This is a genomic window from Streptomyces niger (assembly GCF_000718305.1).
In the GTDB taxonomy this organism is placed as follows: Bacteria; Actinomycetota; Actinomycetes; order Streptomycetales; family Streptomycetaceae; genus Streptomyces; species Streptomyces niger.
Genome location: NZ_JOFQ01000002.1, coordinates 261,797 through 278,329 on the forward strand (window position 1 = coordinate 261,797; position 16,533 = coordinate 278,329).

Below are 16,533 nucleotides of genomic sequence, written 5' to 3' on the forward strand. Positions count from 1 at the left end.
GCTGCCCGAGCGGCTGCCCGAGCGGCTGCCCGAGCGGCTGTGCGTGCGGGTGGCGGTCGTCGCGCCGACGACAGGTCCCGTACCGATGGCAGTCTCCGTGTCGGCGACGACAGCCACCGTCCCTGACGAGACGACAGTCACCGTCCCTGACGACCGGTCGCAACAGGATCGGTGCCCCGTAGCCCGCCTACGCGACCCGCGGCCCGCGACCCTCGGCCCGTGACTCGCGGCCCGTTTTCCGTGGCTCACGTCCCGGGGTGTAGGGGCGTGTTCGCAGGTCGTACACCCTTTCGCCACTGTCGATACCGGACATGGCGGAGTAACGGTGACAGGTGGCACAGGGGACTTGCGCGGCCCCTGGCTGCTCGTGCAAGGATCGGTGCATCGCTCGATCACCCGCGACGTGCTGGTTGATCCGGGGTGCCTGTCGCCCTGGTCCCGGTCGCCGTCCTTCCGGGAAGGTCCCCCCTTGTCTGCTGTGCTCGCTCTGCCTGCCGCTGTGCGCCTGCCGCGCACCGTGGCCGTGCGGCGTGCGCTGCTGATCGGGCTCTTCCTCGTCGGGTTCGTCGCCCTGGCCGTCGCGTTCGGCGGCGCCACCGCACACGCGGCGGACAGCGGCACCGAGCAGGCGCGGGGCGCCTTCACGAAGGCCACCACCGGCGCCACCGAGCACACCGGTACGGGCTCCACCGAGCACATCGGTACCGGCTCCGCCGGCGCCACCGGGTCGACCGCTGCCACCGCCTCCGCCACCGACGAGCGTTCGCCGCTCGCCGGTGGCGGTGCGGCGCTGGAGGGGGAGTCCGATGAGGCGGCCGCGGAGCCGGAGGCGGGCGTCGCACAGCGGGCCGGTGCCCGGCTCTCCGAGGGCGCGCAGGCGTCCGAGGAGCGGCTCGGCGAGGTCGTACGCCCGCTCACCGAGGGCCTGGAGCCCGTCACCGAGCCGGTCACGGCTCCGGTGCACGACGTCGTACGCGGCGTGGGCGACGCGACCGGTCTCCCGGTCCGGCTGCCCGGCGACACCGCCGGTCAGGACCGCGGCGACGAGCGGGCGCACCACGATGACGTGCGGGACGGCGGTCGGCAGCACGTGGCCGCGCCTGAGCGGTGCGGCTCGGACCGTACCGACGGCCGGCTGACGGCCCCCTCGGGGGACGCCGGCGGTCAGGACCGTACGGCCGCGCGTGCCGACTCCGGCGACGCCGGTGCCGGACAGGGCCGGGGCGGACTGCCCGGCCAGCTCCCGCAGGGCCCGGCAGCGCCGGCCTCGCACACCACCGGGGACGGCAACGGCCCCCGGGGCGGGGACCAGCACGCGGTCCTGCCGGGTGGACAGCCGCGCTTCGGGCTGGTGCCCGGTGGCGTACGGGCCGCGGGCGGTGCGCCGACCCGCGAGCGCGGTACCGACATCCTCGAATTCCCGGGTTAGGGCAGACCTTCCGCCGGATCTCCACTGCACGCGCCTTCGCCGACGTACGGCGAGCGCAGGGATCCGACGGCCGTCAGCTCCTCAAGACCTGCCGCGCGGGGGCGGGACAGGTCTGCCCGACACATCCCTGGAATCCGAAGGGCTCATCGCCACCATGCGCAAGAACATCCGCCGTTCCATCGTCGTCGCCGCTGCCGCCACCGGTCTGCTGGCCCTGGGTGCCACCGGCGCCAACGCCGCCGAACTGCCCGTCGACGCTCCCGACACCGGCGCCCTGACCGGCACCGTCCAGAAGAACCTGCCGACCGGTGAGCTGACCGGCACGGTGCAGAAGACCGCTGACCAGGTGAGCGGCACCGTCGAGGAGACCGCGGGCTCCACGGTCGGCAAGGTGACCGGCACGCTGGGCGGCGGCGACGTGCACACCATGGACGGCCTGCCCGCCACCGGTGGTCTGACCGACGGCCTGACCGGTGGTGACGTGACCGGTGGTGACGTGACCGGCGCCGTGAACGGCGTGCAGAAGAAGGCCGACCTGAACAAGGTCACCAAGACCGTGAAGGGCGCGGGCAAGGCCGCCGGCACCGTCAAGGGTGCGGGCAAGGCCACCAAGACGGTCGGCAAGGTCGCGAAGACCGCCGAGGGCACCGTGGGCCAGGTCCAGGACGCCGCTGCCGGCCGTCTGCCCGTCGTCGTGCCGTTCGTGCCCGTCCAGGGCGTGCCCGCCTTCGACCTGAGCGACCTCCCGAACCAGCTCCCCGCGGCCGACCTGCCCACCGACCTGCCGGCCGACCTCCCCACGGACAAGCTGCCCGCCGACCTGCCCGCCGGCCTCTCCACGGACAAGCTGCCGGCCGACCTCCCCACGGACAAGCTGCCCGTGAGCCTGCCCACCGACAAGCTGCCCGCCGTGCCGCAGCTGCCGGACGCTTCCGGTGCCGTCAACCGGGTGGTCACCACCGCGACCGGTAGCGACCTGCGTCCCGGCACGCTGACCAACCCGGCCCAGGGAGCCCTGGCCACCGCCCGCCCGGTCGTCGACCAGGCCGCCGCCGACACGCTGCCGCCCGTCGCCCAGCGCGCCGTCGGCAAGGTCGTGCCGGTCGCCCAGGACGCGGTGGGCGGCGTGGGCCTGCTCGCCGGTGACGCGGCCGGCCAGGCCACCCCGTTCGCGCAGGGCACGGTTGCCGGCACCCAGGCGTTCGCCGAGGGTGCGACCGCCGACGCGGTGCCGTTCGCGCAGGGCACGCTGACCGACGCGCAGGGCTTCGCGCAGGGTGCGGCCGCCGACGCGGTGCCGTTCGCGCAGGGTGCGCTGGCCGGTGCGCAGGGCCTGACCCAGGGCACCGCCACCGCCGCTCTCCCCGTCGCCCAGGGCGTGGCCGCTGACGCCGCCCCGTACGCCCAGGGTGTCGCCGCCGACGCCGTGCCGTTCGCGCAGGGCCTGGCCACCACCGTGGCCGCCGACGGCCAGGAGACCGCGGGCAACGCCGTCGCCGGTGTGCAGCGCGTCCTCCCCGTCGACGCGGCCCAGGGCGACCTGACCAACCCCGCCAACATCCCCGCCCTGCCGGTGCTGCCGGGCCTGGCGGGCTGAACTCCCCGATTTCCGGCGTGAGCCGGAGCGGTACCGGTACCGCGAGGGGCCGTACGTCCGGGGGACGGCGTTGTGGGGACGCCGTCCGGACGGACACCGGCACGGACGCGCCACGTCCGTGACGTGAGCGGTCACTCGAACCGGCACGGAAAACGCCGCCGGGCGCCCTCTTTGGGGAGGGGGAGCCCGGCGGCGTCCGTGTGTCCGGGGCGGGCTCCCTCCGCAAAGAGGGCGCCCTGATGATCCGGGTGCTACGACCGCGGCACCTTCAGCCGGTCCCAGGTCACCTTGCCCGGGATCCCGTCCGCGTCCCTGCCCGAGAAGCCCTGCTTGCGCTGCCAGGCGGCGTAGGACTTGCGGTCCGCCTCCGTCCAGTACGGGCCCGGCCCGTCCTCGTAGTGGGAGCAGCCCTCGGCGACCAGCCGCTTGCCCATCGCCGTGATGATCGGGCTGTGCGCGCCGGTCTGGAAGAAGCCGCCGCCGGGAAAGCGTTCGTACCGGGTGCCGGGCCGCGGCTTCTCCGGTGCGGGCTTCTCGGGCGCGGGCTTCTCCGGGGCCGGCTTCCCGTCCGTGCCGCCGCTGGGCTTGCCCGCGAGCCGCTTCTTGATGCGGGACCGCATGCCGTCCATCGTGAAGCCGCGCGGGTCCGTCTTGCCCGGCTGCCACTCGTTGTGGCCGATGACGGACTTCTCGGTCCAGCCGTGCGCCCGGCAGATCGCCGCCGACACCTTCTCGATGGCGACTTTCTGCTCCTCCGGCCAGGGGTCCTCGCCGTCGCCGAGGTTGATGCACTCGAAGCCGTAGAAGTGGCGGTTGCCGTCGGTGTTGGCGGCGTTGTCGTGCGGCAGCTTGGACTCGTTGACCACGGCGCGCAGGACGTCGGAGTCGCCGAGCCCGGCGTGGTTGGCGCGGCCGTTGCCGACCAGCCACACCTCCCCCTTCTTGTCGATGACTCCGTGGCAGAGCGGCCCGGGCAGGTCGGAGCGGCCCTCGTAGCAGAGTTCGACGGAGCTGTCGGTGCCCTTGGTGACGGTGTGGTGGATCATCACGCCGTTGAGCGGGCCCCACAGGCCCTTGGAGTTCCTGTTGTGCGTGCGCCAGTTGCGCACTTCGTGGACGGTCAGGCCCTCGTCGCGCAGGGCCTTCACCAGGCGTGACGCGGTCAGCGGCTTCGCCATCGTCGTGCTCCTTCCTCGACCCGGCAGCGCGGGCCGTCCCCCGGCAGGAGGCGCGCGGGATCACCCGCGCGCCGCCCCGTACGTACCCGGTGGCGCTCCCCGTGGCGCCCCGGCAGCGTCACTCCTCCGCCAGCGACTCCGCCTCGGCCGTCGTCTGCGAGCGGAGCGCCGCGCCGTGGGCCGGGCCGGCGGACGCCACGTCGGCGGGCTCGTTCTCCGCCTCGGCCGCGGCGTCCGCAGCCCGTGCTTCCTCCTCGGCCGCCAGCTCCTCGTCGCTGGCCGCGGCGACCTCGCCGGCCAGCGGCTTGAACGTCAGCCGCAGGTCGGACACGGTCTTCTCGCCCATCACCCAGCCCAGCGGCGCGTAGTGCACCTGCGGTCCGAGCGGCGCCTGCAGCAGCGGGCGGCGGGCCGCGTCCGTCGGCCACTCCACGGTGCCGGTGGCGGTACGGGCCGGGACGATCCAGAAGTCACCGGTGCGGTAGGTGCCACCGGCCTGGAAGTACACCTCGACGCCGTCCTCCAGCGGCAGCCAGGCACCCTCCTCGACGCGCACCGCGCCGTTCCTCAGCCGCCCGGCCGCGCCCTTCTTCGTCTGCCGCTCCTGGGCCCGGCCGCCCTCGCGGTGGTCCCAGCGGCGCAGATACGGGTGGAGTTCGGGCCGCCGCCCGACGTGCTGCGGGGGCTCCTCCGACAGCCGCACCCGGCGTCCGGGCAGGTCCAGTTCCTCCACGCGCAGCAGCGGGTGCGCCTCCAGCCGGCTCGCGACCGCGGAGTCCACGAACTCGACCCGGTCGCCGACGTCCAGGTCCAGCTTGTCGTCGTTGCCCAGCGTCGCCAGCTCGACCCAGGTGCCGTCCAGGCCGTCCACCGGGAAGGTCACCGAGCCGTTCTCGCGGGACCACTTGAAGGTGGCGTCCTTGGCCGCGCCGCCGTCGTGGATCTCCACCCGGTACAGCTGGTTCTCCGGGCCGCGGTAGCGGGCGTCCGGCTTGACCAGGCAGGGGTCGTCGTCGGCCTGGTCGGGGCGCTCGCTGCGCACGGCGATCCGCGCGGTGGCCTTGCGCTGCTCGGCCACCCACTCGCGGAAGGCCTCGCGGACCGGGGCCTTCTTCGTCTCGTCGCCGTCGATGTCCAACTCACCGCCGGGCAGCGGCAGCACCTGCCAGACGACCTTGAGCCGGGCCGCGGTGTCCGGCAGCGCGGCGCCGAGCGCGACCTCGCGCAGCGCCGGGTCCTCGGCCGCGGTGACGGTGCGTTCCCACACCTTCAGGTAGGCCAGGTACGGGAATTGGGTGGGCAGCCGGTCCTCGGGGCGCTCCGCGTCCCGGTAGGCGTCGGGCTGGTCCCAGTACGTCCAGGTGGTCGGCGTCTCGGCGGGCTGCTCAGCGGCGTCCGGGTGGTTGTCCTTGGTGTCGGCCTCCGCCGGGTCCGGCACCGGGACGCCCGGCTGCGGCCGGTACGCCTCGACGAGGATGCCGTCGACGTAGTAGCGGCCCGGGCTGATGGACAGGTCGTCCAGCTCGCGGCTGCCGCCGGTCATGTCGATCCTGAAGCCGGCGTCGGCGGCCGGCCCGCCGTGCTGCCCGATCAGGTCGGTGGCGGTCACCCGGGCCTGGTAGAGCTGGATCGCGGTCTGCTCATTGGTGTCCGCGTCCAGCTGGACGCGGCCCTGCTGGGCCAGGACGGCGGAGTAGCGGGCGTCGGGCCGGAAGGTGATGCGGGAGAGATCGGCGTGCATGTGAAGGGTTCCCCCTCGTGATGAAGCTCGTGTCGAAGCTCGTGGCGGTAAGTCGTCTGGGGACGCGCGGTGTCGACGCCCCGTGGTGGCGTCAGGTCACGAAGAAGATCCCCGCATCCGTGCCGGCCGGTGTGTACTCCGCGAGCCGCGCCCGCAGGCTGTCCTCGCGCTGCGGCTGGTACAGGTCGTGGAAGGCGCCCAGCTCGGCGCCGTCCTCCGCGGCCCGCCGGCACCCCTCGCCGGCCGGTCCGTCCGCGCCCGGCGCGGTGAGCTGCCCGTACGCGGGCGTGCCGTACCGCTCGCTGCGGAAGACCGGCCGTACGGCACCGGCCTGCTCGGAACCGACGAGGTCCGGCAGGCAGCGGTAGCGGCGCGGCGTGCGGGAGCCGGGCGTGACGTAGGAGTACCGGATGCAGCCGAGCTGCCGCCGGGCGACGTGCAGCCGCCCGGTGAAGAGCGAGTTCTCCGCGATCTCCACGGCGTGCACGTGGACTTCACCGATCACCGTGGTGCGGTGCGCGTGCAGGACCGCGTGCGCGTGGCGGCAGTCGGGAGCCGACAGCGCCTCGCGGTCGTGGCCCGCCGCGTCCAGGATGCTGTCCCGGATGTGGATCGGCAGCGGGTCGGTGGACACCTCGTCGCCGATGACCTCGATCGTGCCGAGGATCGTCCGGTCGATCTCCACGCAGGCGGTCGTCCGGTCCAGTACGAGGCTGGGCTCGTCGGGGGAGTGCGGGTGGCACTCCGGCTCCAGCGACCAGCCGGGGACGAGGGTGCAGTGGCGCAGCGCCAGGGCGCCGACCGGGCCCTGGACGTTGATGCCGCGGCCGGTGATCAGCAGTCCGTCCAGCACCATCCGCGGCCGGTCACCCGCCGCGCACTCCTCCTCCCGCGCCCGGATGTTCAGCGCGTCGGGCCGGTTGCTGTACCAGTCCAGCAGCCGGATCACCGGGCGCGTGCCCTCGGCCGCGCGCACCTCCAGGCGGTCGCCCGGGTCCAGGTCGAAGTCCAGCTGCTCCTGGTAGGCGCCGCTGTGGGTGATCTCGATGATGCCGTCGGGGCCGCAGCGCCCGGCCCGCCGGTCGTGCTGCCAGTCCCCGTAGGCGTCCATGATCCGCTGGTACGTCTGGCCGGGCCCGACCCGGTACACGGCCGCGCCCGCCGGGGTCGCCCGCTCGCGCAGGTACTCGCCGCCGCCCAGGTCGTCGGCGAAGGCGTAGTGGTACGTCACCCACACGCCCTGGCGCGGCGCCGAGCGCGAGCCGAAGGCGATCCGGCCCAGCTCCGGGTCGACCGCCACCTGGCCGCGCTTGGGCCGGTAGCGCCAGTCGGCGAGGTCGGTGACCACGATGTCGGAGGGGTCGACCGGCTCGTGCTGCCCGTCCCGCCAGATCGTGAAGGACTTGCCGGGCCCGTAGTAGTCGGCGAGCCGGTCGTGCAACTGCCGCCGCCGGACGTACGCCGGGACGTTGTCGATGGTCGCGATGTGGGTGGCCGACGGCTCCGGCTCGGGCTTGGTCACCAGCGGGGTGTCGTTGCCGAGGATGGAGAAGGTGTAGAGGTTGCGGGCCCGGTCGATGCAGTACGCGGGCGCCCGCGTCACCGAGTACGGCTTGAGCCGCCACACGTACAGGCCCACCCCGGCGGGGGAGAGGCCGCCCTGCCGGCGCCGGGAGTCGGCGCGGCGGACGTCGGCCGTCCGCGCGACCGTCCCGAAGGGACCGCCCGCCAGGTCCAGCGCGGCCGAGTCCCGGACATCCATCGACCGGCCGCGCGCTGCCCGCCGCCCGTTGACGGCCGCCGTGCCCGAGCCGTACAGCTTCACCGGCTGATCGTGCGCGAGCAGCCGGGAGAACTCCACGGCCCGCGCCGGCCACCCGGCCACCTCGGCGGACAGCTCCTCCAGCAGTGCGAGGGTGCCCTTGCGGCGGCGGTTGGCGACCGTGGCCGCCACGTCGCGGCGCGGGGCCAGCGCTTCGGCCAGCCGCCGCCGCGAGGAGTCCGGCAGCCCGCCGTCCTTCAGGCCGGTGGCCAGCACCCGCTCGTATCCGGGCAGCGGCCGGTAGCCGACCAGGTCGCCCAGGTACGGCAGCACCCACTCGGCCGCCGTCTCCACGAACCAGTCGTCGTACTGCTGCTCGACCCCGTCGCGTACGAGGTCGACCTGCTCGGCGATGACGGCGAGCAGCGCGCGCAGCGGCTCGCCGTTCTCCGCATCCCTCAGCCGGTGCCACTGTGGGAGCAGCTCCGCGAGCCCGTCCGGCTCCCTGGACATCACTTTCCCCCTGTCGTCGTGGTCAGGGTGTCGGCGGACCTCACTTGACCTCCGTCAGAATCATGGTGTCGGCGACCTGCGGCGAGAACAGCGCGAGCTGGGCCGGCCGGATGCCGCGGAAGACGTACACCGAGCGGCCCTTGGCCAGCGGCTGCGTATCGGTGATGTCCGGGTTCAGGCGCAGGAGTTCGGCGAGCGAGATGCCGTTGCGGCCCGCGATCGAGCTGAGCGACTCGCCCTTGTCGTCGGTGACCCGGTAGGTGCGCTCGTCGTACGTGGCGCCGCGGGCCGGAACCGTGGTTCGCGGTCCGGACAGTTCGTCGACGAGTCCTGCCAGGTCGGTGGGGGTCGCGGAGGCCGGTACGCCGGTGAAGGCGTCCACGTCCACGTAGTCCACGCCGGGCACGGCCTGCGCTGTGGCCAGCACCTCCGACAGCCGGGCCGGCTGCCCCAGTTCGCGCCCTTCGTAGCCGAGCCGGCGCAGCAGCGCGGCCCGCACCCGCGGCTCGACCGCCGCCCAGGTGTGGTCGGGCGCGACCTTGACCCGGGCGACCAGCAGGAGCAGGACCAGCTCGCGCACGTCGACCCGGACCGGCAGCGCGGCGTCCCCGTACTCGGCCAGCGAGGACCGCAGCGCCTGCAGCACCTCGGCGTCGGCCGCGACGGGGTTGTCGTCCACGCCGGCCACCGTCAGGTGCAGCACCTGCCGCCGCCCGTCGTACAGTTCGGCCGCCGCTGCCCGGCCGATGCCGGCCCGGGAGCGCGCGAAGTCCTCGTAGTCGGGGAGGGAGACCAGCCGGTCCAGCGCGGAGACCGCGAGCGGGACCGTGCGGCGGGTGAGCCCGGGGCCGTCGGCGTCCGCGCCGCCGGTGGCCGGCTGCGGGTTGGTGACGCCGGTGACGCCCAGCGGGCGGGTGATCGCCTGGGTGATGCGGCCGGCCTTGACGTTGGCGGCGCGGCCCGTGCCGAAGCGGTAGCGGGCCCGGACGTTCTCGTGCCCGGTGGGCAGCCGGGCGCCGTGCACACCGTCCCCGAAGGTCACCGTCGTCCGGCCGTCCCCGGCAGCGCCCAGGACGTACACCCGCTCGCGCGGCCCGCGGCCGGCCAGGCTGTCCACCCGGTGCCAGAGCAGCCCGTCGACCCGGACCTCCAGCTCCGGCACCGCGCCCAGCGGATTGTCGTCGGGCAGCCAGGTGAGCGGGGACTGCCAGAGCGCGAAGGTCTGGTTGGTCTGCTCCGCGTCGCCGCTGCCCAGCGGCTCGTCCCGGCTCTCGCCGTGGGTGGCGGGGACGACGTTGCCCTGGATACGGACGGTGTCGCGGCGGTACCGGTAGGCGAGGTCGGCGGTGAGCGTGAGGACCGTGTGCACGTGATCGCCCGGCAGGTCTCCGTCCATCGCCTGGTCCACCGCGGCGATCACTGCCAGCTCCGTGCCGCGCACCCCGGCCGAGCCGGGGATGTCGGTCCGCTCGCCGGAGACCACGACGTACCGGCCGGGGCGCAACCCCTCGTACAGGTCGGCCAGTTCCAGCTCGTTGCCGTGCACGTCCTCACCCAGCGGCTCGTCCGCCATGCGCAGCGGCTCACCGCCCGCGTGCACGGTGGTGTCCCGGATCGCCGACAGCAACACGTCGTGCTCGTCCAGCCACGGGTCGGCGAGCGTCAGCTCCGTACCGCGCCCGGTGATCCCGAAGTTGGTGTACGCGGCGGTGCGCACGGCCGTCACGCGGGTGGTGACGAACGCCAGCTTCTTGTCGCCGGGGATGCCGTCCGGACCTTCGGCGCCCTTGCGGGGCCGCTGGATCGCCACCCAGCTGCCGACCGTGATCGAGTCCTGTACGGAGTCCAGCGGCAGGACGTAGCGGTTGGCGGGCTCGGGCACGGTGGCGATGCCGATCTCCACGGCGGGCGGCTCGCTGCCCGGCGTGCGCCGCACGGTCACCTCGTACTCACCGTGCCGGACCTGGTGCTTGTCGCCCGGCGCGAGGTCCCAGGTCCTGGTCTCGCCGTTGTTGACCGCGACCTCGATCTTCCCGTCCTCGTCGGGGCGGGCCACGAACAGGGACCGCTCGGGCAGCCCGGCCAGCAGCCGGATGGTCACCCCCGGCTCCTGGGACTCGGTCGGGCGGCGGCTCAGCCAGCTCAGATCGCGGTCCTGTCCGGTGCGGGTGGACACCTGGACCCGGCCGGGCCCGAGGTCGAAGGAGCTCTCCGACGGCAGGTTCTCCGTGTACTGCACGGAGCTGCCGGTCTCGGCGTGCTGGAACTCCGCCTTCACCGGCACCTTGCCGGCCGTGTCGAAGACGATCCGCACACTGGTCAGCACCCCGCCCGTGAGCGGCCAGTCCGAGGTGCGGATCACCCGGCCCTTCTCGTCCTGCACGGGCTTGAGCGGCGCGGTGGCCCCGAAGGGCGCGGCCGTCACCCGCATCGCCAGCAGTGCGCGGAGCGCGGCGGGCGTCGTCGGCGCGGCCTGCCGCCACGCCGTATACATCCCGTCGGACAGCCGCGGGTCCAGCGCGGACAGCAGCCGCGCGGTGAGGTCCGAGCCGGGCGCGAACAGCCGCCCGGGGTCGCGCGAGACGACCCGCGCGCCGGACGGGGGCCGCACCACGCTCGTACGGAGCGCGGGCAGCACGGCGTCCAGGACGCGCAGCGCGGGCGTGGGTCGCGGGGCACCGGCCCCGACTCCCGCGTTTTTCGGCTGCGGCTCCGACGGCGGCACGGTCCGGGCGGGCTCCAAGTCCTCGGCCCGCTCGCGGAGTTCCCCGATCACCGCTTCGAGCTGCTCGAACCAGGCCGCGACCGCCTCGTACGGCGCGGCGAGCACCTGCGCCTCGGCCAGCCGCTCGTGCGGTCCCGCCAGGCGCTCGGCGAACGCGGCAGGCGTCTTGGCCGCCTCGCCCTCAAGGTCCTTGCGCAGCGGCGCCAGCACCTGGGTGTCGAAGGTCTCGATCAGCTTGCTGACCGGCCGCGGGTTCGGCGTCTCGGCGGTGGGCGGGCCGGGCTCGTCGGGATCGTCCGGATCGCCGCCGTCCTCCGGCTCGGTGATCCACTGCTTCAGCTCGTCGACCAGCTCCTTGAGCGTGGGCGGCGCGGACTGCTGCAGCCCGATAGCGGTGACGTCCTCCTCCCGGTCGATCCGCACCTTGGCGACCGGCAGCAACTGCTGCTCCTTGCCGCCGAAGTCGAACAGCAGCTGGTCGCCGGTCTGCAGGGAGGTGTTCGTGCCCGAGACGTACAGCTCCGACCGAGTCTTCAGGTCCTCGGGGACGAGCAGCGCGGGCCGCCGCCTGCGGACCTTCAGCTCGTTCCACGCCCAGCGCGCGGTGAGGTCCTCGGTCGTCTCGAAGGTCTGCGACTCCTCGCCCGTCGACGCCGGCACGCTGTGGCTGCGCGCCCCGCGCGGGATGACGACCGGCACGTCCTCGGCGCGCGGGTCCTTGTCCAGGGTGTACGCGAGGTGGGTGTCGGCCGCGACGCCGGGCCGCGGCCGGTGCCCGACCAGCCGCCCGAGCAGCGCGAGCGACCGGTGCTCGTTGGCGGTCCGCAGATACCCCTCGTCCGCGATCCGCTCGCTGTGGAAGGTCAGTACGTCACCGAGCACGGCCCAGGCGTCCAGCAGCCCGATCGCCGGGTCGTCGGGCGTACGGACGGTCAGGCCGCGCAGCGCCGGATAGGCGGGCGAGGCCAGCCGGTCCAGCATCCCGGCGAGGAACGTGCCGTAGGTACCCACGCGGTAGTCCAGGGCGTTCCGCCCCGGCGGGTTGTAGAGGGCATCGGGGGCGCGCCGCTCGTCGCTGCCGCCCCCGCAGCCGCAGCCGCACGTGGCGCTCATCGCGCACCCCCGAGCTCTCCGAGGCCTCCGAGTTCGATGACCAGCCGGCCGTTCTCCGGCCGCTCCGGGTCGTTGTCGCACACGGCGATCTCCAGCGGGCCGAGCCGCAGCACACCGTCCTCCAGCGCTCTGTTGTCGATGTGTTCCTGTTGGGAGAGCCGCTGCAGCCGCGTGACCCGTACGCTCTCCACGCCCGGTACGGCGGCGGCGACCGCGGTGAGACGGCTCAGCCGCACCGGCTCCCCGAACGTCAGCGCGTCCGGGTGGAAGAAGCCCAGCCGTCCGCCGGGCAGCCGGCGGTTGCCCAGTACGCGGGTCAGCTCGGCGAGGATCCGGCCGTGCTGATGGCCGGGCGCGGCGCAGACCTCGACCTCGATGTCCAGCGGCACCGTGCGGGCCGGCTCCACGACCAGGTCGTGCCCGATGCGCCGGTAGCTCTCCAGCGCGTACGCGACCGAGTCCAGCAGCTCGGGCGCGGGCTCTCCGGTGCGCGCCGCGTCGATCGCGACGTGCGCCTCCTGCCCGCTGCCGGTCCACCGGATTTCCGCCGCGGCCCGCTGCACACCGGGCAGCGCGGACGCCAGCTCGGCGTAGTCCGCCGCGGTGACCGCCCGCCGACGCGTCCGCTTCAGGTCCAGCGGCGCGAGCTGCCGCACCTGCTCGACGGGCTCCGGCTCGGCGCCCCCGACGGCGGGCAGCGGATTGCGCACCCCCGCCACCGGCATCGGGTCCCCGCCGTCCGAATCCTCAGCAGGGCGGCTCAGCACCAGATGGTTGATGGCCTCGGCCCCCACATTGCCCGCCGTGCCACCGCCCAGCCGGTAGTGCAGGGTGAGCCGGCTGCCGGGCTCCGGGCGCGCGCCGTACCGGCCGTCGCCGAAGCGCAGCGCGATCCGCCCGTCGTCCTCCCACTCGCCCACGAAGTGCCGGTCGCGCGGCCCGCTGTTCAGCAGGTCCCGGCGCGTCTCCCAGGTGTGCTCGCCGTCCTCGATCCGTACGGCCGGCAGCGCGGCCCGCGCGTCCGGCAGCAGCGCGGCCGCCGGGCCGTGCAGCACCGGCTCGTCCGGGTGCAGTCCCGCCGCGTACGCCGGGCCCCAGCTGTGCGCGATCTCCCAGGCGATCCGCCCGTCCAGCACCGTGCCGGCCCGCGCCCGCGCGGTCAGCACCTCAAGGCGGCGCAGCTTGGCGGCCAGCAGCCGGTCGGCGCGGTGCAGCAGCTCGCGCAGCGCCCGTGCCGGATGCCGGTGCAGTTCGATGTGTTCCAGGACGCGCAGCCCGAACACCACCGTCAGCTCCGCGATCTCCGCCTCCGACAGTCCGTCGTGGTCCCGGGCGCTGCGCCACAGCTCCACCAGCCGCGCCCGCACCCGCTCCCGGATCCCGGCCAGCCGCTCGGCCTGCCCGGCGGCCACCAGCTCAGGGCGCGGGAACGGCACCGTGCGGGCGACGGGGGAGTGGTGCAGGACGGGCCGGAACCGCGCCCTGATGCCCGGGTACACGGACTGCGCCAGCAGCGTGCGCAACGCCTCGGCCTGCGCGTACACCGTCCCCGGCACGACCTTCTCGCGCCGTTGCCCGGCCAGCTCCAGCCCGAGCCCGGCCCGTGCGGTCGCCTCCTCGCCCACGACCTCGAACAGCTCGCGGATGTCGTCGACGGTCAACGCCCGGTGGTGCTTCGTCTTGTCGATCAGATGGTTGATCGTCCGCGCGGTGGCGTTCCCGTCGCCCTCGTGCTCGGCACACCCGAAGGCCGGCGGCTCGCAGGAGCCGGTCACGGCCGGTACGGGCGGCACGGTCACCGTCTCCGGCACCCCCTCCGGGTCCTCGCCGAAGACCAGCGACCGGCCGTGGTCGACGAGCACCACATTGCCGCGCGCCACACTCACGTCCTCGACCGGCGCGCAGTCCGTCCCACCCCGCGTCGAGAGACACAGCGGGAACGTCAGCGCGTCCTCCTGCGCCCAGGTGACCTCCAGCACCGGCTGCCCGTCGAGCTGGTCGACGGCCGGGGTGACGGACGTCAGCCGCACGGCCTGCCGGTGGGTCGGGTCCTGGTCGCCGGGCGTCCCGGTACGCGGCCCCTTCACCTCCTCGAAGAGGAGAAGGTCACCGGGGGAAAGCTTCAGCGCACGGGCCTCGCAGGCCTCGTCCGCCCACTCGTCCCGCAGCGTCGCCGCCGTCGCGCCCTTCGACAGCGCGCAGACCTCATCCCCCCAGGTCCACAGCCGAATGGCGTTGTGTTCCGGTCGCAGCCGCAGGGGAGCGTCCGACACCGGCTCGAAGACCTCCACCGACCCGCGCTCGTCCAGCACGGCCAGGTCCCGGTCGTCGATCACCGTCCCGATCTCGGGCCGGTCCCGCGGCCCGTACGTACGGAAGTCCACCGCCGCGAACCGGAACGTCCCCGGGAGCAGTACCAGATCGGTGGCCACCGCCACGGACACGAAGGCCCGCGCGCTGCACCCGTCGTGCATCGGGTAGTCGATCAGCCGCACGTGCCGGCGTACGGACACCCGCCGCCGCGCGGTGTCGAGATACGCCTCCGTAGCCACCGCATCCTGCTGATAACTGATCTGGTCCGCGGTGTACGCCAACATCTCGACCAGCGTCATCCCCAGATCCGCCGGATTGCGCTCGACCCAGTCCGGCGTGGTCAGCCGCAGCCGGTCCAGGACCAGCTGCCGCAGCGTGTCGTAGTCCCGCGCGGTGTAGTCGATGACCGGCGCGGGCTCGAAGGTGTCGGGGCAGTCGTCAGGCGAGGGCTCGGCGCAGTCGAACGGGCTCGGGCAGTCGGTCCGGAACCGGAAGTCGGCGGTGAAGTACCGCTGGTCGAACCCCTCGTACGGCTCCGTCCCCGGCCGCCCGTACGGATCGGTCTCCACGACCGACAGCCGGTACCGCGAGGTGTCCCCGGTCCGGTCCAGCACCACATGCAGCCGGTCGTCGAGCTCGGGGTCCTCCTCCCGCTCGACGGACACCTCCAGCGCCTCCAGGCCCGTGATCCGGCGCCCGCCGTCGATGCGCACGTTCTCCGGGCGCAGCCCGTGCGGCGCCTTCCCCAGGAAGGTGACGGTCAGCGTCACCCCGTCATCGGCGACCTCGACTCCATCGATGCCGTTCAGCCGCGCGGCTCTGATCCGCCCGCGCCGCTGGTCGGTACGGCACACCAGCTCACCGCCGATGAGCTGCTGGTCACTCATATCTCGCCCCGCCCCTCGAACACCTCGTCGCGCCGGCTCCCGGTGGAGCGCACCACATAGCGCAGCTCGACCCGTACGACGTTCTCCTCACTCACCACGTCCAGCGCTTCGACGTCGATCAGATCGCCCAGCCACCGCTGCAACGAGGCCTGCACCGACAGCTCGACGGCCGACGCCAGCTCCGGGCTGTTCGGCGTGAACACCAGGTCCAGCAGCCCGCACCCGAAGTCCGGCCGCATGACCCGCTCTCCCGGGCTCGTGAACAGCAACTGCTCGATCAGATCCCGTACATGCGCGTCGTGGTCGGCATGCCCCGTCCGCCCCCGCCGGTCCACCCGAAACGGAAACGCGATCTCACTACGTACCTTCTTCACAGCCCTCATCGGCTGGACACCCCCTGGTGGACGGGCGCCACGACCGGCGGGCCCTGCGGCACCAGCCCGGCGCTGAAACACATCGCCGCCGAGGTGTCGAGCAGCACCGGCACCCCGTCGATCGTCACGTCGTCACTGCGCGCCGCCGTGGTCCAGCGGACGCTGGTACACGGCTGCGGCCGGCCGCCGACGGAGTGCGGGCAGCCGCTGACCGTGAAGAGATCGGCGGCGGTGACGGCAGGCAGACCGTCGATGCGTACGCCGTTCCCGCCGGCCGCGGTGGACACCGCCCGCCCGCCGTGCGGACAACTGATCACGGCACCGCCGTGCATGAGATTCCCGTTCCCCACGTCTTCCTGCTCCCCCGTCTCCGTCAGCGCTTCTTGGGCACGGTGAGCCGGCCCTCGTTGATGTCGACCTGGTCTCCCTTGAGCAGGACCGACGCCCCCTGCCCGTTGTTGATATGAACCCCCGACGCGTTGATCCGCACGGACGCACCCCCGGGTGCCTGGAGCAGAATCCCCTCCTCCGGCACGTCCGACAGCACGATCTTGTGATGCCCCTGCGTCTCGATGACCACCGGCTCGGCCCCGGCCCGCGCGCCGGTCTGCGCATCGACCGGCATCTCGGCCTCGGACCCGTACCAACACCCCGTCCACACCGGGAAACTCGGATCCCCCTGCTCGAACTCGATCCACACCCCCGCGCCCTCGCTCGGGATCACGTACTGCCCCGCCTGCGCCCCCGTGAACGGAAAGCACGGCATGGCCCACGTCGACGCCTCATCACCGAGTACATCCGGCACATGGGCGGTGATCCGTCCCATCCGCAACGGATCGTCATTACTCGCCACCCGGCCCCGGAACTTGCCGAGGAAGCGGTTGTTGGATGCTGGCGCCAT

The 16,533-nt window shown here is 73.7% G+C and carries 10 protein-coding genes; 2 read left to right on the forward strand and 8 right to left on the reverse strand.

Annotated elements, in window-relative coordinates:
* Positions 1 to 469 precede the first annotated feature (469 nt).
* Complete coding sequence (locus IF20_RS38960; RefSeq protein WP_199896494.1) at positions 470 to 1,429, forward strand: hypothetical protein; 960 nt, start codon at positions 470 to 472, stop codon at positions 1,427 to 1,429.
* 154 nt (positions 1,430 to 1,583) lie between these two features.
* Positions 1,584 to 3,026, forward strand: coding sequence for a serine/threonine-protein kinase (locus IF20_RS05015; RefSeq protein ID WP_052863721.1), 1,443 nt, complete (start codon positions 1,584 to 1,586; stop codon positions 3,024 to 3,026).
* Positions 3,027 to 3,277: 251 nt separating this feature from the next.
* On the opposite strand, the gene IF20_RS05020 is transcribed toward IF20_RS05015, so the two are convergent.
* From IF20_RS05020 to IF20_RS05055, 8 genes are all read right to left on the reverse strand, one after another.
* Positions 3,278 to 4,204 carry a peptidoglycan-binding protein gene (locus IF20_RS05020; protein WP_052863722.1) on the reverse strand — a complete coding sequence of 309 codons (927 nt, stop codon included), beginning with the start codon at positions 4,202 to 4,204 and terminating at the stop codon, positions 3,278 to 3,280.
* A 118-nt stretch (positions 4,205 to 4,322) separates the two neighbouring features.
* Positions 4,323 to 5,945, reverse strand: a complete 1,623-nt coding sequence (locus IF20_RS05025) for a DUF6519 domain-containing protein (RefSeq protein WP_052863723.1) — start codon at positions 5,943 to 5,945, stop codon at positions 4,323 to 4,325.
* 91 nt (positions 5,946 to 6,036) lie between these two features.
* A complete protein-coding gene (locus IF20_RS05030; RefSeq protein WP_052863724.1) occupies positions 6,037 to 8,220 on the reverse strand; it encodes a hypothetical protein in 2,184 nt (727 codons plus the stop codon).
* A 40-nt stretch (positions 8,221 to 8,260) separates the two neighbouring features.
* Positions 8,261 to 12,058, reverse strand: a complete 3,798-nt coding sequence (locus tag IF20_RS05035) for a putative baseplate assembly protein (protein WP_052863725.1) — start codon at positions 12,056 to 12,058, stop codon at positions 8,261 to 8,263.
* Complete coding sequence (locus IF20_RS05040; protein ID WP_052863726.1) at positions 12,055 to 15,258, reverse strand: putative baseplate assembly protein; 3,204 nt, start codon at positions 15,256 to 15,258, stop codon at positions 12,055 to 12,057. The genes IF20_RS05035 and IF20_RS05040 overlap by 4 nt, the downstream gene beginning before the upstream one ends.
* Positions 15,255 to 15,641 (reverse strand): GPW/gp25 family protein, encoded by a 387-nt coding sequence (locus IF20_RS05045; RefSeq protein WP_052863727.1) that lies wholly within the window; start codon positions 15,639 to 15,641, stop codon positions 15,255 to 15,257. Before IF20_RS05045 ends, IF20_RS05040 begins: the two co-directional genes overlap by 4 nt.
* Positions 15,638 to 15,982 (reverse strand): hypothetical protein, encoded by a 345-nt coding sequence (locus IF20_RS05050; RefSeq protein ID WP_234426507.1) that lies wholly within the window; start codon positions 15,980 to 15,982, stop codon positions 15,638 to 15,640. The genes IF20_RS05045 and IF20_RS05050 overlap by 4 nt, the downstream gene beginning before the upstream one ends.
* 23 nt (positions 15,983 to 16,005) lie before the next feature.
* On the reverse strand, positions 16,006 to 16,533 hold the full coding sequence (locus IF20_RS05055) for a phage baseplate assembly protein V (RefSeq protein WP_052863729.1): 528 nt from the start codon (positions 16,531 to 16,533) through the stop codon (positions 16,006 to 16,008).